Genomic DNA, 18351 nt, shown 5'->3' with positions numbered 1-18351 from the left:
CGTGAAACTTCACCACCGAAACCTGATTGCCCATTAGTGTGTAATCAGTCCTACAACGACGCTCGGAAGAGGTTCACGTATGCCCGGATTGGTCACCAAGGTCACTGACACCATCGGCGCGGCGGGGGTCATGATCCGAGCTGGACTCGTCCCGTTCCCTCGCCTCGATCGCGGGCTCAAATCCATTGCAGCCGTGGACAAGTACGGACCCTTTGCCGGGCCGGTCCATGCACACGCCGAGAGCGGCTACGACGCGGTGGCTATCATCGACGAACGCGGACCCATCACCTATGCCGAGCTCGAGCGTCAGAGCAACGCGTTGGTCCGGGCGTGGCAGGCCGACGGCATCACGTCCGACTCCGTCATGGGTGCGATGTGCCGTAACCATCGAGGCTTGGTCCTGACCATGCTGGCGGCAGCGAAGAACGGAACAAAGCTCGTTCTCATGAACACGGGCTTCGCACGGCCCCAACTCGTGGACGTCGCCGCGCGGGAGAAGGTGGTCGCCTTCGTCTACGACGACGAGTTCGCGGACATCGCCGATGCCTTGCCGGACGACGTCGTCGTCTATCGTTCCTGGCCAGAGGGCACGGCCGCTGACGGTTCCACGGCAGCGACTCTCGACGAGGCCATCGCCGGACGCACCACGTCGTCGGTGCCGGCACCCGAGAAGAACGGTGGTTTCGTCCTCCTCACCAGCGGGACTACGGGAACTCCCAAGGGTGCGCCGCGTGGCCACACCTCCCCTCTCGCGTCGGCGCAATTCCTCGACCGCGTGCCGTTGCGCCGCGGACAAACCATGATGATGGCGGCCCCCGCCTTCCACGGAACCGGCGTCTCGCAGTTCGCTCTCGCATTGGCACTCGGCCAGACCGTCGTCATGCATCGAAAGTTCGATCCGGAGAACACGATCAAGCTTGTCGCCCAGTACAAGTGCGACAGTCTGGTCGTGGTCCCGACGATGCTCACTCGCATCATCGACCTCGGTCCCGAAGTGCTGTCCCAGTACGACACGTCGAACCTGAAGATCATCTTCTCGGCAGGGTCGTCACTCTCACCCGACCTGTGCAAGCGAGTCACGGCCTCGTTCGGGTACGTCCTCTACAACCTGTACGGATCCACCGAGGTCGCAGTGGCCACGGTCGCAACACCCGAGGATCTGACCATCGCTCCGGGAACCGCCGGTCGAGCCCCGGTGACGTGCCACGTCGAACTTTTCGACGAGAACAACAAGAAGATCACCACCCCACACACGATCGGCAGGATCTTCGTCGCGAGCGGACTGAGCTTCGAGGGATACACCGACGGGCGTGACAAGGAACGTATCGACGGACTCCTCTCGACCGGCGACGTCGGACATTTCGACGCCAACGGCCTCCTCTTCGTCGACGGCCGCGACGACGACATGATCGTTTCCGGTGGCGAGAACGTCTACCCGCTCGAAGTCGAGAACTTGCTCGCCGACCGCGAGGACGTCCTGGAAGCGGCAGTCATCGGAGTCGAGGACGCCGACTTCGGTCACCGCCTGCGAGCGTTTGTCGTCGTCGCTCACGGCGCCGACCAGAACTCCGAGGAATTGAAGGATCACGTCCGGTCGAATCTGGCGCGCTACAAGGTTCCCCGCGAGATCGTCTTCATCGACGAGCTTCCCCGCAACGCCACCGGAAAGCTGTTGCGCCGCGTCCTGATCGAGATGGAGATCAGCGAAGGCTGAGCACGGTCACATAGCGCTGAGCGTCCGGATCAATTCCGCCTCGTCGACGCGCGTGGAGTGCCCGTCGCGGAGCACGACCTCGCCTGCAACGAACACCGTGTCCACGATCTGACGACTGCCCGTCGTGAGAATGGACGCGCCCGGATCTCGCACCGGGAGGCAGCCGAAGTCACGTTCGAACCGAATCATGGTGAGGTCGGCGGGATCGCCCACGGAGATCCCGCCAGACCTGGCCGGCAGACCGAGTGCTGCGTTTGCACCGCCGGATGCGATGTCGATCATGGCCTCGAAGCCGAACAGGTCGGCGCGGCCGCGCGCGGCTCGCTGGACATAGGCACCGGTGCGCAGCGTCTCGAGCATGTCCTGAGTGTCGTTGCTGGCTGCGCCGTCCACACCCAACCCCACCGCGATCCCCGCGTCGAGGAAACTCGGGACGGGCGCGATTCCGCTACCGAGGCGCATGTTGCTGACGGGGTTGTACGACACTCCGACGCCGCGCTCCGCCAGCACCTTCTGACCACGGTCGTCTAGTTCCACGCAGTGGACCGCCAGCACCCGGTCCCACAAAAACCCATGGGAATCCAGGTAGTCGACCGCGTTCACGCCCGCGTGTTCGGTACACATCGTGTTGTCGGTCTGCGTCTCGAGCAGGTGAATCGAGACCGTCAGGTCGCGAGCCTGCGCGAACTCACGCACTTCCGACATCCCCTCCGGGGTCAGCGAACGCGGGTTCGGTACCGCGACCGCCACGTCGACGCGGGAACCGGCAACGTCGCGCATCATCTGATCCGTATGTGCGAGAACATCTCCGAGTGGTTGCATGAGCCGCGGATCGAAGCCCCACTTCCTCGTCTTGTCCGCCCGGTCTGCGGTTCCGCGTCCCAGCACGGCTCGAATTCCGGTGTCGTGCAACGCCCGGATCACGGCATCGTGAACCTCGCTGGACGGGTGCGGCCACATGTGTTCGACCAGGGTCGTCGTACCGCTGCGCAATGCCTCCAGCGAGGCTGCGACAGATGCCGCGTATGCGCGCTCCGGCGTGATCTGAACCGACTCTTCTGCGACCGCGAGTAGCCATTCGAGAAGCGGTGTCCCTTCGGCTATGCCACGCATCAGTGACTGCTGAAGGTGCGTATGGGTGTTGACGAACCCAGGGATCAGATACGCCCCCGATCCGTCCACACCTCCAGGTGTGGCAGTGCCGGTCGACTTCTCGATCGATTCGACCACCCCATTCGAGACGACGACGTCACGGCCGGTCAGCCATTGCCCGCCGCTGTACAACGTCACGTCCCGGATGATCGCGTCGGTCATGTTCTTGGGCACGGTAGTCATCGCCAGTTCTCCTGAAAGTGTGTGACGGAACGGATACGGATCAACGCGCGAAGTTCGCGCGTACTCGCTGGTCGATGTAGTTCTCGGCAGTGATCGGCGGGTACTTGCCCGCTGGGCCCTCGATGGTCACGTCGCGGTTCGCCTGAGCGAAGAACGCGAGGCTGTAGCGGGCTCCCCGATAGTCGGTGACTCCGGGACTCTTGACTCGATGAAAATTCGACGGCAGGACGTCATCACTCCATCTCATCAGCATGTCGCCGATGTTGCAGGTGATCGCTTCCTCGGCCGGCACCACCGACGTCCATTCCTGGGTGTCCATCTCCTTGCCCGGGCACAGTTGCAACCCGCCCTGACCGTCACGCTGGAAAAGCAATGTCAGGCAATCGAAATCGGTGTGTGCTCCGGCACGCCACATCCCTTCGACATCTGCGTCGGCGGCAAGGGGGAAGTAGTGGAGTAGTCGCAGTGTGCTCTGGTAGGTGTCCACCGACGGGTCATGTGCCCTGGTGAAGAAGTCTCGTTCGAATCCCAGCTTCTCGGCGAAGCACGAGAGCAGGTCCATCGCAATGCCCCAGCACTTGGCTTCGAAGTCCAGGATCGTTTCGCGGAATCCGCCCAATTCGTCTGCAGTGGGCCACAGATCACCCATATGCGGGCGGGTCACCTGGTAGGACTCTTTCTGATCAGGTGTTCCGATGGAGGGACGCACCTGCGTCATGCTCTCCCAGCCGGAGTTGAAACCCTTCTTGAGCGGATACTGCGCTTTGACCTCAGTGGGCAGTGCAAAGAATCGCTCGGCCGCCGCGAAAGCCTCGCGGACCTGGTCCAGATCGATTCCGTGATTGACGATTTGAAAGAATCCGATGTCGGTCGCTGCCGACCACAACTCCTCGGCGATCTCGCTTCGCCGGTTCTCGAAATCCGAGAGATCGATTCTTCGGACCTCGCGGTCGGTGGTCTCCGTGCCCAGGCCACCCATGCGAGTCTCGCGGTTGAGTTCTGTCATGTCGTACGTCATTTGCTGTCAGCTCCTTCAGCGGATTCCGATGGACCGATCGGTGAATTTGTCGGTGTAGATCTCTTCAGCAGTCAGTGACTGCGGTATCGCCGCACCCCCGGAGTTCAGGATGGGCTTCAGTTCTTCGACGGTGTGGGCGACTCGCGTCATGTCGAACGTGCCGACAGATCCGTCTGCCTCGTTCGCGATCAGGCCTTTCTCTTTCAGGAGCTGGGCACTGAACGCTGCTTCACCCTCGGTGTAGGGAGAGAACGACACGTCCTGCGAGACGACGTCGACAATGGCAGCATTCGCCGTATCCGGCGCAGTGATGTAGTCCGCGGTGGCCTGCTGAATGATCGGAACCAGCTTGCTCAAACACGGCGAGAGTGTCTCGACCTTGTCGGCACGAACGGAAACATTGGACGCGTAGATGTCGAAACCCGAATCTTTCAGCAGGTCATAGGAAACCGGCTTCTCCCACGCCGGCGTCTCCTTCTCGTACGTGTACGGTTCCGAATTCGCGAATCCTTGCTGAGCGATGGTCGGGTCACCGACAAATCGTGAGGGAGCTCCGTCGTAGCTCGTGTCGAGCTGAGACTGCTTCAGTAGTCCTTTCGCAACGAGCCACTGCGGAAAGAGTTGCTCTTTGGAAACGACGACACTCGCGTCGGACTTGCCGATGTCGGCAACACTCGTCCAGTCCGGATGCGACTCTTTGTCCCACATGAGGATTGCCGGACTGTATTTGAGCAATGGCGTGACGGCAACAACGGGCTGACTTGCCGCGGCCGCGATCACCTGATCGCCGTGCACCAAGCCGAGAGTGATGGAATCGTCGACGTACATCTGGGAGCTGACGGATTGGAACCCGATTGCCGGTCCCCCGGCCCGCAAGGTCAGGCCGACTCCGGTGTCCTTCCCTTCGGCGACGAGAGTCCCACTGACGGACTTGTCGTCGGTGTCGACCGAATAGCCGGGACCGAGCATCTCGAAGAGCGCTCCCATATCCGACTGTGGCTGCCATTGGAGTTGAACCACAACGTTTTCCGGACAGAGACCCGCCAGGTTCTGAGCCTCAGCAGCTGGTTCGAGAGATTCAGCCTTGGCCGTCTCAGCCTCACTGGAGCTGCACGCAGTCAATCCGATGGCTGCACACAAGGCCAGTGCCGCGCCCGCCGCTCCCACACTTCTGCGATTGGAATGCATCTTGCGGTTTGAACACACAGCGTCTCCTTCGTGAAAACAATTGGGATGTGGGCGAACCAAGCAGGGTGATCCGATGAGCACACTCTGCAGCACTTGGATTACATGCAATGCACTTGTTGTTTCCATCAGGTAACGCACGCCGTAGTTCGACCTTCACCTGCAATGTCACCTCACATTTACATTCAGCAATCTAGGCGACATACATGCAATTCAAGATAGTTCCTACAACTTGAAGAACTTTTGCATGCATTATCGAACCGGAGGCTCAGATGGAACTCGCGAACACGATGCAGGATGCCGACGCTCGCAAGCTCACCGCGCCGATGCAGATGGTCTTTTCCGACGTCGTCAAGAAGTTCGATACCGGCACTGTCGCGCTGGACGGCATCGATCTGGACGTGGAGCGAGGAGACTTCGTCGCCGTGGTCGGGCCCTCCGGCTGTGGCAAGTCGACTTTGTTGCGCATGGCGGCCGGCCTCGAGCGACCGACCAGCGGAGCGGTTGCCCTCGACACCGAATCAGTTGGCTTCATCTTCCAGGAGCCGACTCTCCTCCCCTGGCGAACCGTGCAGGCCAACGTCGAACTATCCGCCGAACTCGGTGGCGGCGACAAAGCAGCGCGAAAATTGCGCGCCGACGAGGCAATTCGCGCAGTGGGACTTGCGGACTTCGCGAAACAACTGCCCAATGCGTTGTCAGGCGGAATGAAGATGCGCGTCTCTTTGGCGCGAGCGCTCACTCTCGCACCTGCTGTGATGCTGCTCGACGAACCTTTTGGTGCGCTCGACGAAATGACACGACTGGAGATGCAGGTAGAGCTCCAAAGGCTCTACACCGAAAAGGGATTCACCTCGATGTTCATCACGCACTCGGTATCCGAGGCCGTCTACCTCGCAAACAAGGTGGTCGTCATGACCGCCCGGCCTGGACGAATCCATTCGGTCGTGGACATCGATTTCCCGTACCCGCGTAGCCCGGAACTGCGCTACGACGCCCGATACACCGAATACGTCGCCGAGATCTCGGCCAGTCTGCACGGGAGCCTACGATGACCGAAGTTCTTGCAGTTCAACGAGAAAACGCCACACGCCCTACCGTTGTTCGCCCCGATTCTGCGACAACGAGCCAAGCCGAGGTACAGCCTCGACGGTCCTCTCGAATGAGAGCGCTCGGCGCCCTGGTGCTCTATCCGTTGCTCTCACTTGCCGGCGCGGTCGCAGCGTGGTCGATCGTCAGCTACCTTGTCCTCTCCCCCGAACGCCGGTTTCTCCTCCCGCCCCCGAGTCAGGTGCTGACCAAGTCGCTGCTCGACTGGAAACATCTCTCTCCCATGCTCGAAGCCCTCGCCGTGACGGCGCAGGTTGCACTGGTCGGCTTCGTCGTCGCAGTGGCAGTCGGCGTCGGAACCGGCGTGTTGATGAGCCAAGCCAAGTGGATCGAGCGGATCGTCTATCCGTACGCCGTTGTTCTGCAAGTCATTCCCATCCTTGCCATCGTGCCCCTCATCGGCCTCTGGTTCGGCTACGGCATGACCGCTCGTACTCTGGTGTGTGTTCTCATCGCAGCCTTCCCGATCATCACCAACACACACTTCGGATTACAGTCGGTCGATCGCGGATTGCACGAACTCTTCACCCTCGGACGAGCGTCACGGTGGGATCGACTGGTGAAACTCGAACTGCGAGCGGCAATGCCGGCCATTCTCACCGGCATTCGCACCGCCTCCGGCCTCGTTGTGGTCGGTGCCATCATCGGCGACATGTTCTTCGCCAAAGGACAACCCGGGATCGGAACCCTGCTCGACGTCTACCGAAGCCGCCTTCAGTCCGAGGATCTGATCGCCGCGATCGTGATCGCGTCGGTGTTCGGCGTCCTCGTCTTCTCTGCCTTTGGATTCCTCTCACGTGTGCTCGTCGGCAAGTGGCACACGTCCGGCCGCAAGGACTTTAAATGACCCACGAAATTCCTGTCTTCGACATTCCTACGATCGATATCACCCCGTACCTCCGCGGCGAGGCAGCGGTTGCGAACGCAACCAACAGCACTGCCTGCGCGGAGGTCGCAGCCCAACTCGATCGTGCGTGCCGGGAGGTCGGATTCATACAGATTGTCGGACACGGCATTCCACGATCGGTGACCGACGGACTGGCCGACGCTCTCGACGAATTCTTTGCTCTCCCACTGACGGTGAAGAACAACTATCGCCGTCCCTCGTCCGAGAACCGTGGCTACTCACCACCGAAGTCGGAATCACTCAGCATGAGCCTGGGCGTCGCCTCTGCGAACCAGATGAACGATTTCTACGAAGCGATAGTCGTGGGCACGCAGGTGAGCGACTATCCGGGCGTCGACCTGCCCGAGTCCAGCTACGCCGCCAACACCTGGCCCGTGGCCGCGCCCGGATTCCGACCGGCCATCGAAGAGTATTTCCGTCATGCACAGGGCTTGGCACGAATCCTGATGTGCGCCTTTACCGACACCCTCGGATTGCAGCCCGGGTACTTCGATTCGATGCTCGACCATTCGATCGACGCGATGAAGATGAACAACTACGCACTGCCCGAGGGTGAGATCCGCATCTCCGGCGACATGACGGGAATGGGCGCTCACACCGACTTCGGAATCTTGACCATCCTGTGGGCAGATCAAGTTCCGGGCCTTCAAGTTCTGAGTGCCGATGGCGTATGGCACGACGTCCAACCTGCCGACGGCGCACTCTTGATCAACCTCGGCGACGCGATGGCACGCTGGACGAACGACCGATGGCGCTCGACGGTGCACCGAGTCGATCCACCTGTCGTCGATGGTCAGATCATCCGACGTCGCTCTGCTGCATTCTTTTTCGACGGAAACCACGACGCCGTCATCGAAGCACTGCCAGGGACTCTCGCACCGGGCGAAGTGGGATACCCGCCGATCACGATCGCTGAGAACATCGCGGCCAAAGTGGCCGGACTGAAAGGCGCGATGAAGTCCGAGGTCGACAGTCGCAGCGCTGACCGAGTGCGCGCCGCTGGATAGCGCTCCCGGGTACGGTCGAGATCGTGCAGGATCGAAATGAGGACAAGATGACCACCACCGAACGAGCTTTACTCACCGAGTCCGTGCACGAAACGCTTCGCGAACTGATCTTTTCGGGAGAGTTGGCGCCGGGGACACCACTGAGTGTTCCCGCACTGGCGAGCAAACTCAATGTCAGTCGAACGCCGGTCCGCGAGGCCGTGCAGCAGTTGATCTACGAGGGCATCGCCGTCCACACCCGAAATGCGGGTGCAAAAGTTGATTCACTGGACGCAGAGTCGCTGCGCGCGGTCTTCGAGGTGCGTGAGGTTCTCGACGGTCTCGCGGCGTTCAACGCGACTGCCAATGCCACCCACGAAACCGTGTCACAGCTGAACAAGATGGTGCAGGAGCAACGCGAACTTCTCGAGAGCCCGCCGGATCAGCGTCGGGATTCGAAGCTGGACCTCGAGTTCCACACCTTGATTCGTGAGACTGCGTGCAATCACCCGCTCAGTGAAGCCCTTCACCGCCTGGACGGACAATCACATCTCTTCCGTTCGGACATGTGGAGCCTCGAGCTCAATCGGCGGATCGCTGTCACCGAGCACGCTCGTATAGTCGCGGCCATCGAATCGGGTGACGCCTTGGGAGCCAGAACTGCCGCGAGCGCACACGTAGCCGGGCTACTCGTCCGAACAACCCGGACCTGAAGCCTCACCGAAATGACGGGAACAACGTGTCCGGCCAGGCGATGTCGCCGTCGCTCTCGTCCACGAACGAACCGACACAGTCGCGTCCCAGCGCACTGATCGTTCCCGAGAGCACCTCTGGATGCTCGAGTTCGGTGAGGTGGTCTGCTCCGGTTCCGGCACCGGGAACGCCATCGATGTACACCCGGCACTGGCCCCCGTCCAACCGACCGTCCGCCCACTCACCCGAGCTCTGTACCACCGAATAGTAGGCGGAACCAGGAGTGTCCTCACCTGAGTTCAGCTTGGTCAGAACCTCGGAGAACATGCAGGTGTCGTAACCGTCGACAGGGCCTTGCACGCAGCCACCGGGGCTGCCGTATTGCGGCGCTCCGATAGCGACCAATGAATCCACGGTGTCGGAGCCACCGAGGAACTTCGCGTAGTACCGGGCACTCAGTCCGCCGGCGCTGTGCGCGACCACGCCGACATATGTGGCGTCAGCGGCGTAGGTACGAATCGCCTCGGCTATCAGTTCGGCATCTGCGGCAATCGTTTTGCCGGGAGCATCGACGAAGTGCGTCTCGTAGCCCGCATCCTTCAGTGCCCCGTCGAGGGCGCGGTAAGGCGCCTGATGTGCCTCGCCTGAGCTGTACAGCTGCTGGCCCGGAACGATGAAGACCACGCGTTTCCCTGTCGCGCCCCCTCCACCGGCGGTGGCAATGCCACCAGAGAGCACCAACGCAGCCGTCACGAGAAAAGCGGTCACTGCCGAAGACACGGGCACCGTCGAAAATCGCACGTCGCAACCCTACGACGGACGCACGCAAAAAAGGACCGCCGCACTGGAATCCAGTGCGGCGGTCCTTTTCTAGTAGCGGGGACAGGATTTGAACCTGCGACCTCTGGGTTATGAGCCCAGCGAGCTACCGAGCTGCTCCACCCCGCGATGCATGGACAAAGTTACACGAGCAGATGAACGGAACGCAAATCGCCTGCGCTGGAGCGAAATACACGCCTGAAAGTCACAAATTCGAGTGACTGGGTTCACAAAATACTCGTGAGGATCAACACATAACAGGTATGTAACGAACACACCTCGAAACCGCATCGGAACGGCCCTACCAGCGCAAACTGCAAAATTCGCCTACAAGAGCCGACCGGGCAGTCCGGAAAATCGCGAATCGACCCTCGTTCAGCGCTCCCGTACGGTCGGTCCCGGCCCGAATCAACCGGGCGAACGCCGACCCGCCGCTGCTCGACTCTGCCCCGCGGGATCGGAACCCCCGAAACCTTCGAGGGGCAGAGGCACGGAGAGACAAGCGCCCGGGAAGTCAGCATCACCGCGACCCGCAGGCCCGCCGATGTCAGCAAGCGCGGAGAGGATTTACCCCGACATGACGTACACCAGCATCAGCAAGCGTGCATTCGGCACATTGGCAGTAGCCGGCGCACTTGTCGCAGTGCCCCTCACCATGAGCACCGGCACCGCTTCCGCAGCCACCCACAACTGGGACGGCGTCGCACAGTGCGAGAGCGGTGGCGACTGGAACATCAACACCGGAAACGGCTATTACGGCGGCCTGCAGTTCTCGCAGAGCACCTGGACCGCCAACGGTGGCACCGGCTCGCCGGCCAACGCTTCCAAGGAAGAGCAGATCCGCGTCGCCGAGAACACCCTGCAGAGCCAGGGCCCCGGCGCATGGCCCGTCTGCGGCCAGCGTCTGACCGTCGCGAGCGAGCCTGCAGTCGAAGAGGCTCCCGCCGCAGCACCGGCTCCCGTCGCCGAGGCACCAGCAGTTGCTCCCGCCATCGAGATTCCGGCCGAGCTCAAGCCCGCCGCACAGCAGGCTTACGACACCGCTCGTGACCTCGCCGGCCAGTACGGCTTCGCCGCACAGTTCCAGCAGCTCGCCGATGCCAACGCACCGATCGTTGCTGCACTGCGCTGATTCAGCTCGCACAGCTTCACCCTGAGCACACAAGAAGGCCCACCATCCGATCGGATGGTGGGCCTTCTGTGACTCACGAACGATGTCGACTAGCTGGGCGGCAGCGCCTGGTAAGCGTCTACCGCCTTCTGCAGACGATCCAGCGCAGCTCCGTAACCACTGAAGTCACCGTTCTGTTGCGCGGACTTCAGCGCATCCATGGCAGCGTTGACCTCTGCCAGAGCCTTCGACACATCTTCCGATGATGCCGGACCTGTAGGCGTCGTCGGCGCCGTCGGTGCGGGGGTGGTCTCGGTTCCCGCCGGCGGTTCCGTCGTGGCAGTTCCACCCGGTGCCGTGGCAGCGCCGGCGGCTCCACCATTGTCGAAGACCTGATCAAGTGCCTCGGCCAACGTGGATGCGTATCCGACACGAACCCTGCTGCCTGCCTTCGCAGACTCCTGGTAACTCACGAGGACTCGGGAGAGCTGTGGGAACGAGGTCGTCGTGTTACTTCGCTCGGTATACATGGGTTCGACGTAGAGAATTCCACCCTCAGCGATCGGCAGGGCCAACTGGTTGCCGTATCGAATCGTGTTGGTTCTCTCCAGCAGTGCCTTCTCCGAGCCCACACGAGCATCCGAGATCATCGAGTTCTGCGACTGTGACGGACCCTGCGTCTGTTTGTTGACGGGCAACTGCAGGACAGTGATCTTGCCGTAGTCCTTCGGATCCGAATTCACGGTGATGTAGGCCGACAGGAAGTCTCGCTGGAATCCCACCATCGGACTTGTGAGCCGGAACGACGGCGCGCCGGTTTCCTGGTCCCCCACCATCACGTAGTAAGGCGGTTCGTTCTCCTTCGAATTCTCGACCGTCGGCTCGTTGGGCACCGACCAGAAAGCATTGTTGGTGAAGAACTCGGTCGGATTGTCGACGTGGTACTTCGCCAACATTTCTCGCTGGACCTTGAACAGGTCTTCTGGGTAGCGGAAGTGTGCCCGCAGATCGTCCGAGATGTCACTCTGTGGCTTGACCGTGTCCGGGAACACGCCCTTCCACGCATTGAGAACCGGGTCGTTGTCGTCGACCTGATAGAGCGTCACGGTGCCGTCGTAGGCATCAACGGTTGCCTTGACCGAGTTGCGGATGTACGACACTTCCTTCTTAGGCAGCAAGCGGCCGGTCGTCGCATCCACACTGTCCGCGACCAGTCCGTCCAGTGAACTGCGCTGTGCGTACGGATAGTTCTCCAGTGTGGTGTACGCATCGACGATCCAGACGATCTTGCCGTCGACTGCTGCCGGGTAGGCATCTCCGTCAGTGGTCAACCACGGAGCAACCTGACCGACGCGATCGCGAGGATCACGGTTGTAGATGATCTTGGAATCCGAACCGACGGCACCCGAGAAGAGAATGTTCCTCTCCGTGTACTTCGCCGCGAAAGCCAGACGATTGACCCAGTTTCCGATCGAGACGCCACCGGAACCGGTGTAGGTGTACTTGGTCTGCTCGGTGTCGTACTCGCGAGCTTCCGAACCACCCGCACCACCGACGATTGCGTAATCGTCAGCGCCTTGACCGATGACCTCGCCGTAGTAAATGCGCGGCTGATCGACCTTGATGACCTGTGTTCCCGCGTCCTGCGAGGCGATGTCGCTGACCGTGTAGATCGGGTAGCCCGCATTGTTGTTGTTGGCGTTGTCCTTCGTCGGGTCGAGGACCGGCGCAGTGATCTTGTTCGCCGGAGCGGCCACCAAGCCGTCACCGTGCGTATAAACGGTGTGCTTGTTGATCCAGTCCGTCTGGTTTCCCTGCAGGTTGTTCGGTGAGATCTCACGCGCCGCCACGATGTAGTCGCGCATCTCTCCGTCGATGTCGTAACGATCGATGTCGAGCGAGGGTGGGAACCCGTAGAAGTTCTGACGCTGTTGCTGCTGAGTGAAGGTGGGCGACAGAATGTTCGGGTCGAGAAGTCGAGCATTGGCAATAGTGGTGACATCTGCCGGCACTTCGCGCGGAACCGCGTCACCGTCACCTGAGTAAGGCTGATAGGTGACCTTGTCGTCCGTGATTCCATAGGCCTGCCTGGTAGCCGCGATGTTCCGCTCGATGTACGTGCTCTCCTTGTCCGCCGCGTTGGGCTTGACGGAGAACTGCTCGACGATCATCGGCCAGACTGCGCCGACGAGCACCGACGAGAGAACCAGCAGAGCAACAGCCATAGCCGGGATACGGAGGTCGCGGGTGAAGATCGCCGCAAAGAACGCCAAGGCACAGATGATCGCGATGGACATCAATATCAGCTTTGCCGGGAGCACAGCCATGATGTCCGTGTAACCCGGGCCGGTGAACGTGGGCTCTTTACGGCCGCTGGAAAGCAACGAGTAGCGATCGAGCCAGTAGGCGACGGCCTTGAGCAGTACGAAAGTTCCCGCCAGGATGGCCAACTGCACACGAGCGGCGGTCGTGAACGTCCCCGCCCGTCCGGCCAATTTGATTCCACCGAAAACGTAGTGGGTGATCAGATTTGCCACGAAGGCCAGCAGGATCGAGACGAACAACCAGTTCAACACGAAACGGTAGAACGGCAGATCGAACGTGTAGAAGCTGACGTCCATGTTGAACTGCGGATCGGTGATACCGAAAGCCTGGCCGTTGAGGAACAACTGGATGGTGACCCAGTTTGCCTGCGCGATGAGACCGGACAAGACGCCGATCGCCACCGGAATGATCACGCCGAACAGACGAAGCCGCGACATGACGGTGGTGCGGTAGCGCGCGATCGGATCATTGGGTCCGGAAACCGGGACGAACACCGGACGCGCGCGGTACGCGAGAAGCATCGCGAGCCACACGATGGCTCCGACGACAATTCCGACGACGAGGAAGAGAACGAATCGCGTCAGCAGAACCTTGGTGAACACACCACGGAAGCCGACTTCACCGAACCACAACCAGTCCGTGTACATGCCGATCAGTCGCGGCCCCACGAGCAGCAAGGCCGCCACTACGACAGCCACCACCAACAAGATTCGACTGCGTCTGGACAGAGAGGGTAAACCTGCGGGGGGCCGCATGCCCACGTGCCACGCTCCAAGATTTGGCGACGCCGTGGCGTCGCAACCGATTGCATCGATCACTGCGGCCACGCCCGAGTGGACTTGGCCGTTTCCGACCACTCTACGTAACAACGGTCACGGGTTGACAACACGGAGAGCGGGGACCCGGACAGAAGGTGGGAGGATGAACGTGTGAGTGAAGAGAATATGAGCAGATCACCGAGTGCCCTCGCCCGGTGCGTTCATGAAGTTGTCGACCACATCGACGCCGAAGGCTGGGATCAACCGCCGAAGCTGTACGCGTTGGTGCCCACCGAGATGCTCGCCGCGGCCGAGCCCGGACTGCTCGACCAACTCGCCGAGGGCGCCGAATACACACCGATCGAACAGGAATCGCTTCCCGAGGACATCATCGGCGGTTCTCGCGCACTCGACGAGTTTCTGGCTACGACGCATTGGCCCGAGTCGGTGCAGGGCTGCATCCTGGTGCAGGAGATCGTCGTCCTGCCGCCCGAGGCGGAATCGGATCTCGATCACGCGACAGCGCCGGTGTTGACCGATCAGCACGCGGCGGACGAGGTCGCTCGACTGACTGCCAACGCGCATCCCGATCGACGCGAAGCGCGACTGTTCGTCGGCGTGCTGCGTGACGGTCCTTCGCTGTCGCTTCTACAGATGCGTCCCGACGAGGATGCGGAACCGTACGGCGACTTGGAACTGCTCACCTACGACGGTCTTGCACCTCACCTCGTGCACGCGCTGTACGCGACGCTCGACGAGGTCGAAGAAGACTGACGGACTCTCTCTTCTGCAAACAGCTTTCAGCAGCGGGGTGCGTCGCCGCCCGTGTTGAGACTCTCGAGTGAGTCCACTGCGCCGGGCAGGTTGTCGACCTTGACGAGTCGAAGCCCGTCCGGCGCATTCTGTTTCGCCTCGTCACAGTTCTGGGCCGGTACGAGGAAGGTCTCCGCACCGGCTTCGGAGGCGGCGATCAACTTGTACCGAATGCCGCCGATCGGACCGACTTCGCCGGCGGAGTCGATGGTGCCCGTCCCGGCCACGAACTTTCCGCCGTTGAGCTCCCCCGGAGTCAGCTTGTCGACCAAGGCGAGTGTGAACATCAGTCCGGCAGAGGGACCGCCGATGTCGGCGAGATTGAACTGCACGGTGAAGGGAACGTCCGGGACCTCGTTCGGCGTGACGCCGAGGTAACCCGATTCGGGCTTGTTGGGCCGCGCCCCGACCGTGACCGGCACAACGGTCTCCACACCCTCACGAAGGACAGTGACATCGATCGCGGTGCCGGGCGCGATCTCACCGACCGTGTCCTGAACGCCGGTGATGGTGGATACCGGAGTGTCGCCGATCTTGACCAGGACGTCGCCCTCTTGCAGGGCACCCGCAGCGGGGCCGTCCGGAGTCACCTTGGACACAGTGAGTGCCACCGGCTTGCCGAGAAAGTGCAGTGCAGCCAACTCGGCACTGTCCTCGGACTGCTGGAAATCGGCGGTGTTGGCCTGCTGGATCTCTTCCTTCGACTTCTCGGGCGGATAGATCTCCGAGCGTGGGACGAGTCCGTTGCTGCCACTCGCCCACAGCCCGAACGCTTCGAAGATGTTGAGGCCGTCGCGAACCGACACCGTTGTCATGTTGAGGTTGCCGTCGGTGGGATCGACCTCGGTCCCCTGGATGTCGACGACGGGCTTACCGTCGACGTCGCCGAGCGTGTTGAAGGTGGGGCCCGGACCGAGTGCGACATAAGGAACAGTGACCATTGTTCCGACGACTCCCAACACGACGATGGGTGCGAGTGCGGCCAAGAGCGTCACTATCCGTCGATTCACCTGATCCAGAGTAAAGCGCGAAGGCACCGGAGCACCGATCGCACCGCCTGAGCGCCGCGCGTGTTCGCCGTCAGCGTGACTCGGAGGGCGACTCCGACCGCTCGAGCCTTGTACCGTTGAGGTATGAGCAATATGCCGTTCGGCTTCTCCAACTCCGACGACGATCCCGATCGCGACAAGAACGCGGCGGGTGGCAATCCGTTCGGGGGTGGTGACATGCCGTTCGGGTTCGGCGCGGGCGGTGAGGGATTCGATCCGGCTCAACTCGGCCAGATGCTCACCCAGTTCGGGCAGATGCTGAGTGGAATGGGCTCGTCGATGGGCCAGGGCGGTACGTCCGGCCCGGTCAACTACGACATCGCCAAGAAGCTGGCACGCCAACAGATCGGATCGGTCACACCGATCACCGAGGGCAACGTCAAGGCGATCGCCGACGCCGCGCACCTGGCCGAGATGTGGCTGGACGCCGCGACAACGCTCCCGGCCGGAGCGAGCCGCACTCTCGCCTGGACTCCCAACGACTGGCTCGACAACACGATCGACACGTGGAAGCGACTCTGCGATCCGGTGGCCGAGAAGGTAGCGGGCATGTGGGTCCAAGGACTTCCCGCCGAAGCGCAGCAGATGGCGGGCCCGATGCTGGGGATGCTCGGCCAGATGGGTGGACTCGCGTTCGGCTCGCAATTGGGCCAGGCGCTCGGCCAACTGTCCACCGAGGTGCTCTCCTCCACTGACATCGGCTTGCCCCTCGGACCCGAAGGCACCGCGGCCCTTCTCCCCGCTGCGGTTCAGGCGTTCAGTGAGGGTCTCGAACAGCCGCATCAGGAAGTTCTCGTGTTCCTCGCCGCACGTGAAGCGGCCCATCAGCGCCTCTACAGTCACGTTCCGTGGCTGCGCCAGCGTGTTCTCGCCACAGTCGAGGAGTACGCCCGCGGGATCACGATGGACTTCTCGGCGATGGAAGAGTTTGCCAAGGACCTCGACCCGTCTGCTCTCACCGATCCGAGCAAGCTCGAGGCGCTGATGCAGCAGGGCACGTTCGAGCCGCAGAACACTCCGGAGCAGAAGGCTGCTCTCGAACGTCTCGAGACACTGCTTGCGCTGGTCGAGGGCTGGGTCGAGACGGTCGTCACCGCCGCACTCGGCGAGCGACTGCCCGGTGTTGCCGCGATGAGCGAGACGTTGCGTCGTCGCCGTGCCACCGGCGGCCCCGCCGAACAGACCTTTGCGACACTGGTCGGACTCGAACTTCGTCCTCGCAAGGTCCGCGAAGCGGCCGGATTGTGGCAGAAGCTCACCGCGGAAGCCGGTATGGATACTCGCGACGGCGTCTGGTCACATCCCGACCTGATGCCTGATTCGAGCGATCTCGACGCACCGGACGGGTTTGTCGCCCGTGTCCTCGGCGGCGGCGACACCGGCAATTTCGACGACCCGATCGCCCAGCTCGAAGCCGTCCTGGCAAAAGAGCGTGCGGCCGAGGAAGCGATGGACAAGACCCGCGAGGACGACGAAGACAAGTAATCTCTTCGTGACACATTTTCGCAGATCAGCCACGATGACGGCCTGTGGATAACTGCCGCTGAGGCAGACTCGCGGGACGTACGCCATGCCAGCATCGAACGATGACCGGTGACAGGCAACAAGACGCCACACAGAACAGCACTTCACAGCGATCCGCGGGACCCCGATGGGACCCGCGGATCGCTGTTCTGTCGCGCCCGGACGGGCGACTGCAGCTGGGATGGACACCCGGACGTGCCGTCCTGCTGACGCTGCCTGCCGGGGTCGATGCTCGCGCGGTGAAGTCGATCCTGCGCACGATGGACGGCTCGAAATCCCGCGCGGCCATCCTCTGGGAAGCGTCGAGGCGCGGGATTCCCACGTCGGTGACGGAGCAGTTTCTCGCGCAACTCGCCGATTCCGGTTTCGTCCACACTGCCCGCAGAAACACCGCGACGGTCCGGATCCACGGCGTCGGTCCACTCTCGGACGCCGTCGAGCGCGCACTGGTCAGCGGCGGGGTCAGCACGCGCCGCTCGCGCGGGTATCGCAACACCGATGTCGTGCGCTCGTGGAACGAGCAACTGGTGGTCCTGGCCGACGACGTCGTCACCGATCCACGTTTGGTGAGCGATCTCGTTCGCTGCGGACTCCCCCACCTTTCCGTCCGCATCCGGGACGGTAACGGCGTGGTCGGCCCTCTGGTCCTGCCTGGTCGGTCGAGTTGCCTGCGGTGTGCCGACATAATCCGATCCGAACTCGACCCTCATTGGCTTCATCTGTCCGCGCAGCTACTCGGCAGCGCGGGTCACGCGGAATCAGCGATGATCCATGCAAGTGTCGCGCTCGCCCTGGCCGAGATCGACGCGACTCTCGGTGCCCTGGACCTACCCGGTGTCGAGGACCTGCCCAGTGCGGCTACTGCGGCCAGTCTGTCGTCGACGCTCGAGATCGCGCTGCGTCCGTATCGGATCACAACGAGGCGCTGGCCTCGGCAAATATCCTGCAGTTGCCAATACCTGGCACCTGTTTCGGGCAAAGGACGCCCCAGTCAGACATGATGG

General features: G+C 62.0%; 15 protein-coding genes and 1 tRNA gene. 9 read left to right on the top strand and 7 right to left on the bottom strand.

From position 1 onward, the window contains the following. Positions 1–79 precede the first annotated feature (79 nt). Positions 80–1714 (top strand): acyl-CoA synthetase, encoded by a 1635-nt coding sequence (locus V3587_RS17260; protein WP_095969144.1) that lies wholly within the window; start codon positions 80–82, stop codon positions 1712–1714. Between the two features lie 6 nt (positions 1715–1720). Here V3587_RS17260 and V3587_RS17255 read toward each other — a convergent pair whose 3' ends face one another. The 3 genes from V3587_RS17255 to V3587_RS17245 are packed head-to-tail and all read right to left on the bottom strand — an operon-like array spanning position 1721 to position 5255. After that, positions 1721–3049, bottom strand: a complete 1329-nt coding sequence (locus V3587_RS17255) for an amidohydrolase family protein (RefSeq protein ID WP_283377018.1) — start codon at positions 3047–3049, stop codon at positions 1721–1723. Positions 3050–3089: 40 nt separating this feature from the next. Further along, positions 3090–4067: an isopenicillin N synthase family dioxygenase gene (locus tag V3587_RS17250; protein WP_283377017.1), complete on the bottom strand. Its 978-nt coding sequence runs from the start codon at positions 4065–4067 to the stop codon at positions 3090–3092. A 15-nt stretch (positions 4068–4082) separates the two neighbouring features. Beyond that, positions 4083–5255, bottom strand: a complete 1173-nt coding sequence (locus V3587_RS17245) for a nitrate ABC transporter substrate-binding protein (RefSeq protein WP_283377091.1) — start codon at positions 5253–5255, stop codon at positions 4083–4085. Between the two features lie 269 nt (positions 5256–5524). Here V3587_RS17245 and V3587_RS17240 point away from each other — a divergent pair, with 269 nt between their 5' ends. The 4 genes from V3587_RS17240 to V3587_RS17225 are packed head-to-tail and all read left to right on the top strand — an operon-like array spanning position 5525 to position 8968. Then, on the top strand, positions 5525–6307 hold the full coding sequence (locus V3587_RS17240) for an ABC transporter ATP-binding protein (RefSeq protein WP_200315465.1): 783 nt from the start codon (positions 5525–5527) through the stop codon (positions 6305–6307). Continuing rightward, positions 6304–7209, top strand: coding sequence for an ABC transporter permease (locus V3587_RS17235; RefSeq protein WP_283377016.1), 906 nt, complete (start codon positions 6304–6306; stop codon positions 7207–7209). Before V3587_RS17240 ends, V3587_RS17235 begins: the two co-directional genes overlap by 4 nt. Further along, positions 7206–8276: an isopenicillin N synthase family dioxygenase gene (locus V3587_RS17230; protein ID WP_283377015.1), complete on the top strand. Its 1071-nt coding sequence runs from the start codon at positions 7206–7208 to the stop codon at positions 8274–8276. Before V3587_RS17235 ends, V3587_RS17230 begins: the two co-directional genes overlap by 4 nt. Positions 8277–8323: 47 nt before the next feature. Next, positions 8324–8968, top strand: a complete 645-nt coding sequence (locus V3587_RS17225; RefSeq protein ID WP_283377090.1) for a GntR family transcriptional regulator — start codon at positions 8324–8326, stop codon at positions 8966–8968. A gap of 4 nt (positions 8969–8972) precedes the next feature. Here the strand turns inward: V3587_RS17225 and V3587_RS17220 are convergent, their stop codons facing one another. Both V3587_RS17220 and V3587_RS17215 read right to left on the bottom strand, forming a co-directional pair. Further along, complete coding sequence (locus V3587_RS17220) at positions 8973–9749, bottom strand: esterase/lipase family protein (protein ID WP_124566379.1); 777 nt, start codon at positions 9747–9749, stop codon at positions 8973–8975. A gap of 73 nt (positions 9750–9822) precedes the next feature. Beyond that, positions 9823–9896, bottom strand: a tRNA-Met gene (locus V3587_RS17215). A gap of 448 nt (positions 9897–10344) precedes the next feature. On the opposite strand from V3587_RS17215, the gene V3587_RS17210 reads away from it, so the two are divergent. After that, entirely contained in the window at positions 10345–10899 is a 555-nt protein-coding gene (locus tag V3587_RS17210) for a transglycosylase family protein (RefSeq protein WP_166809743.1), read from the top strand. An 89-nt stretch (positions 10900–10988) separates the two neighbouring features. Here the strand turns inward: V3587_RS17210 and V3587_RS17205 are convergent, their stop codons facing one another. Next, on the bottom strand, positions 10989–13964 hold the full coding sequence (locus tag V3587_RS17205) for a UPF0182 family protein (protein WP_166809744.1): 2976 nt from the start codon (positions 13962–13964) through the stop codon (positions 10989–10991). A gap of 183 nt (positions 13965–14147) precedes the next feature. Between V3587_RS17205 and V3587_RS17200 the strand changes: the two genes are divergently transcribed. Further along, positions 14148–14735 (top strand): PPA1309 family protein, encoded by a 588-nt coding sequence (locus tag V3587_RS17200; RefSeq protein WP_283377089.1) that lies wholly within the window; start codon positions 14148–14150, stop codon positions 14733–14735. 26 nt (positions 14736–14761) lie between these two features. Here the strand turns inward: V3587_RS17200 and V3587_RS17195 are convergent, their stop codons facing one another. Further along, positions 14762–15784, bottom strand: coding sequence for a YlbL family protein (locus tag V3587_RS17195; RefSeq protein ID WP_283377014.1), 1023 nt, complete (start codon positions 15782–15784; stop codon positions 14762–14764). A 123-nt stretch (positions 15785–15907) separates the two neighbouring features. Between V3587_RS17195 and V3587_RS17190 the strand changes: the two genes are divergently transcribed. Both V3587_RS17190 and V3587_RS17185 read left to right on the top strand, forming a co-directional pair. Then, positions 15908–17308 (top strand): zinc-dependent metalloprotease, encoded by a 1401-nt coding sequence (locus tag V3587_RS17190; RefSeq protein WP_095969133.1) that lies wholly within the window; start codon positions 15908–15910, stop codon positions 17306–17308. 101 nt (positions 17309–17409) lie between these two features. Then, on the top strand, positions 17410–18348 hold the full coding sequence (locus V3587_RS17185) for a hypothetical protein (RefSeq protein WP_283377013.1): 939 nt from the start codon (positions 17410–17412) through the stop codon (positions 18346–18348). Positions 18349–18351 lie beyond the last annotated feature (3 nt).

This window comes from Rhodococcus sp. IEGM 1306, from assembly GCF_036541985.1.
Taxonomy (GTDB): Bacteria; Actinomycetota; Actinomycetes; order Mycobacteriales; family Mycobacteriaceae; genus Rhodococcus_F; species Rhodococcus_F qingshengii.
Note: the sequence above shows the minus strand (reverse complement) of the source record. Positions and strands in the feature narration are given on the sequence as shown.

Coding starts and splice junctions, on each gene's coding strand:
- V3587_RS17260 (WP_095969144.1), top strand. CDS start 80: ATGCCCGGATTGGTCACCAAGGTCACTGACACCATCGGCGCGGCGGGG.
- V3587_RS17255 (WP_283377018.1), bottom strand. CDS start 3,049: ATGACTACCGTGCCCAAGAACATGACCGACGCGATCATCCGGGACGTG.
- V3587_RS17250 (WP_283377017.1), bottom strand. CDS start 4,067: ATGACGTACGACATGACAGAACTCAACCGCGAGACTCGCATGGGTGGC.
- V3587_RS17245 (WP_283377091.1), bottom strand. CDS start 5,255: ATGCATTCCAATCGCAGAAGTGTGGGAGCGGCGGGCGCGGCACTGGCC.
- V3587_RS17240 (WP_200315465.1), top strand. CDS start 5,525: ATGGAACTCGCGAACACGATGCAGGATGCCGACGCTCGCAAGCTCACC.
- V3587_RS17235 (WP_283377016.1), top strand. CDS start 6,304: ATGACCGAAGTTCTTGCAGTTCAACGAGAAAACGCCACACGCCCTACC.
- V3587_RS17230 (WP_283377015.1), top strand. CDS start 7,206: ATGACCCACGAAATTCCTGTCTTCGACATTCCTACGATCGATATCACC.
- V3587_RS17225 (WP_283377090.1), top strand. CDS start 8,324: ATGACCACCACCGAACGAGCTTTACTCACCGAGTCCGTGCACGAAACG.
- V3587_RS17210 (WP_166809743.1), top strand. CDS start 10,345: ATGACGTACACCAGCATCAGCAAGCGTGCATTCGGCACATTGGCAGTA.
- V3587_RS17200 (WP_283377089.1), top strand. CDS start 14,148: ATGAGCAGATCACCGAGTGCCCTCGCCCGGTGCGTTCATGAAGTTGTC.
- V3587_RS17190 (WP_095969133.1), top strand. CDS start 15,908: ATGAGCAATATGCCGTTCGGCTTCTCCAACTCCGACGACGATCCCGAT.
- V3587_RS17185 (WP_283377013.1), top strand. CDS start 17,410: ATGACCGGTGACAGGCAACAAGACGCCACACAGAACAGCACTTCACAG.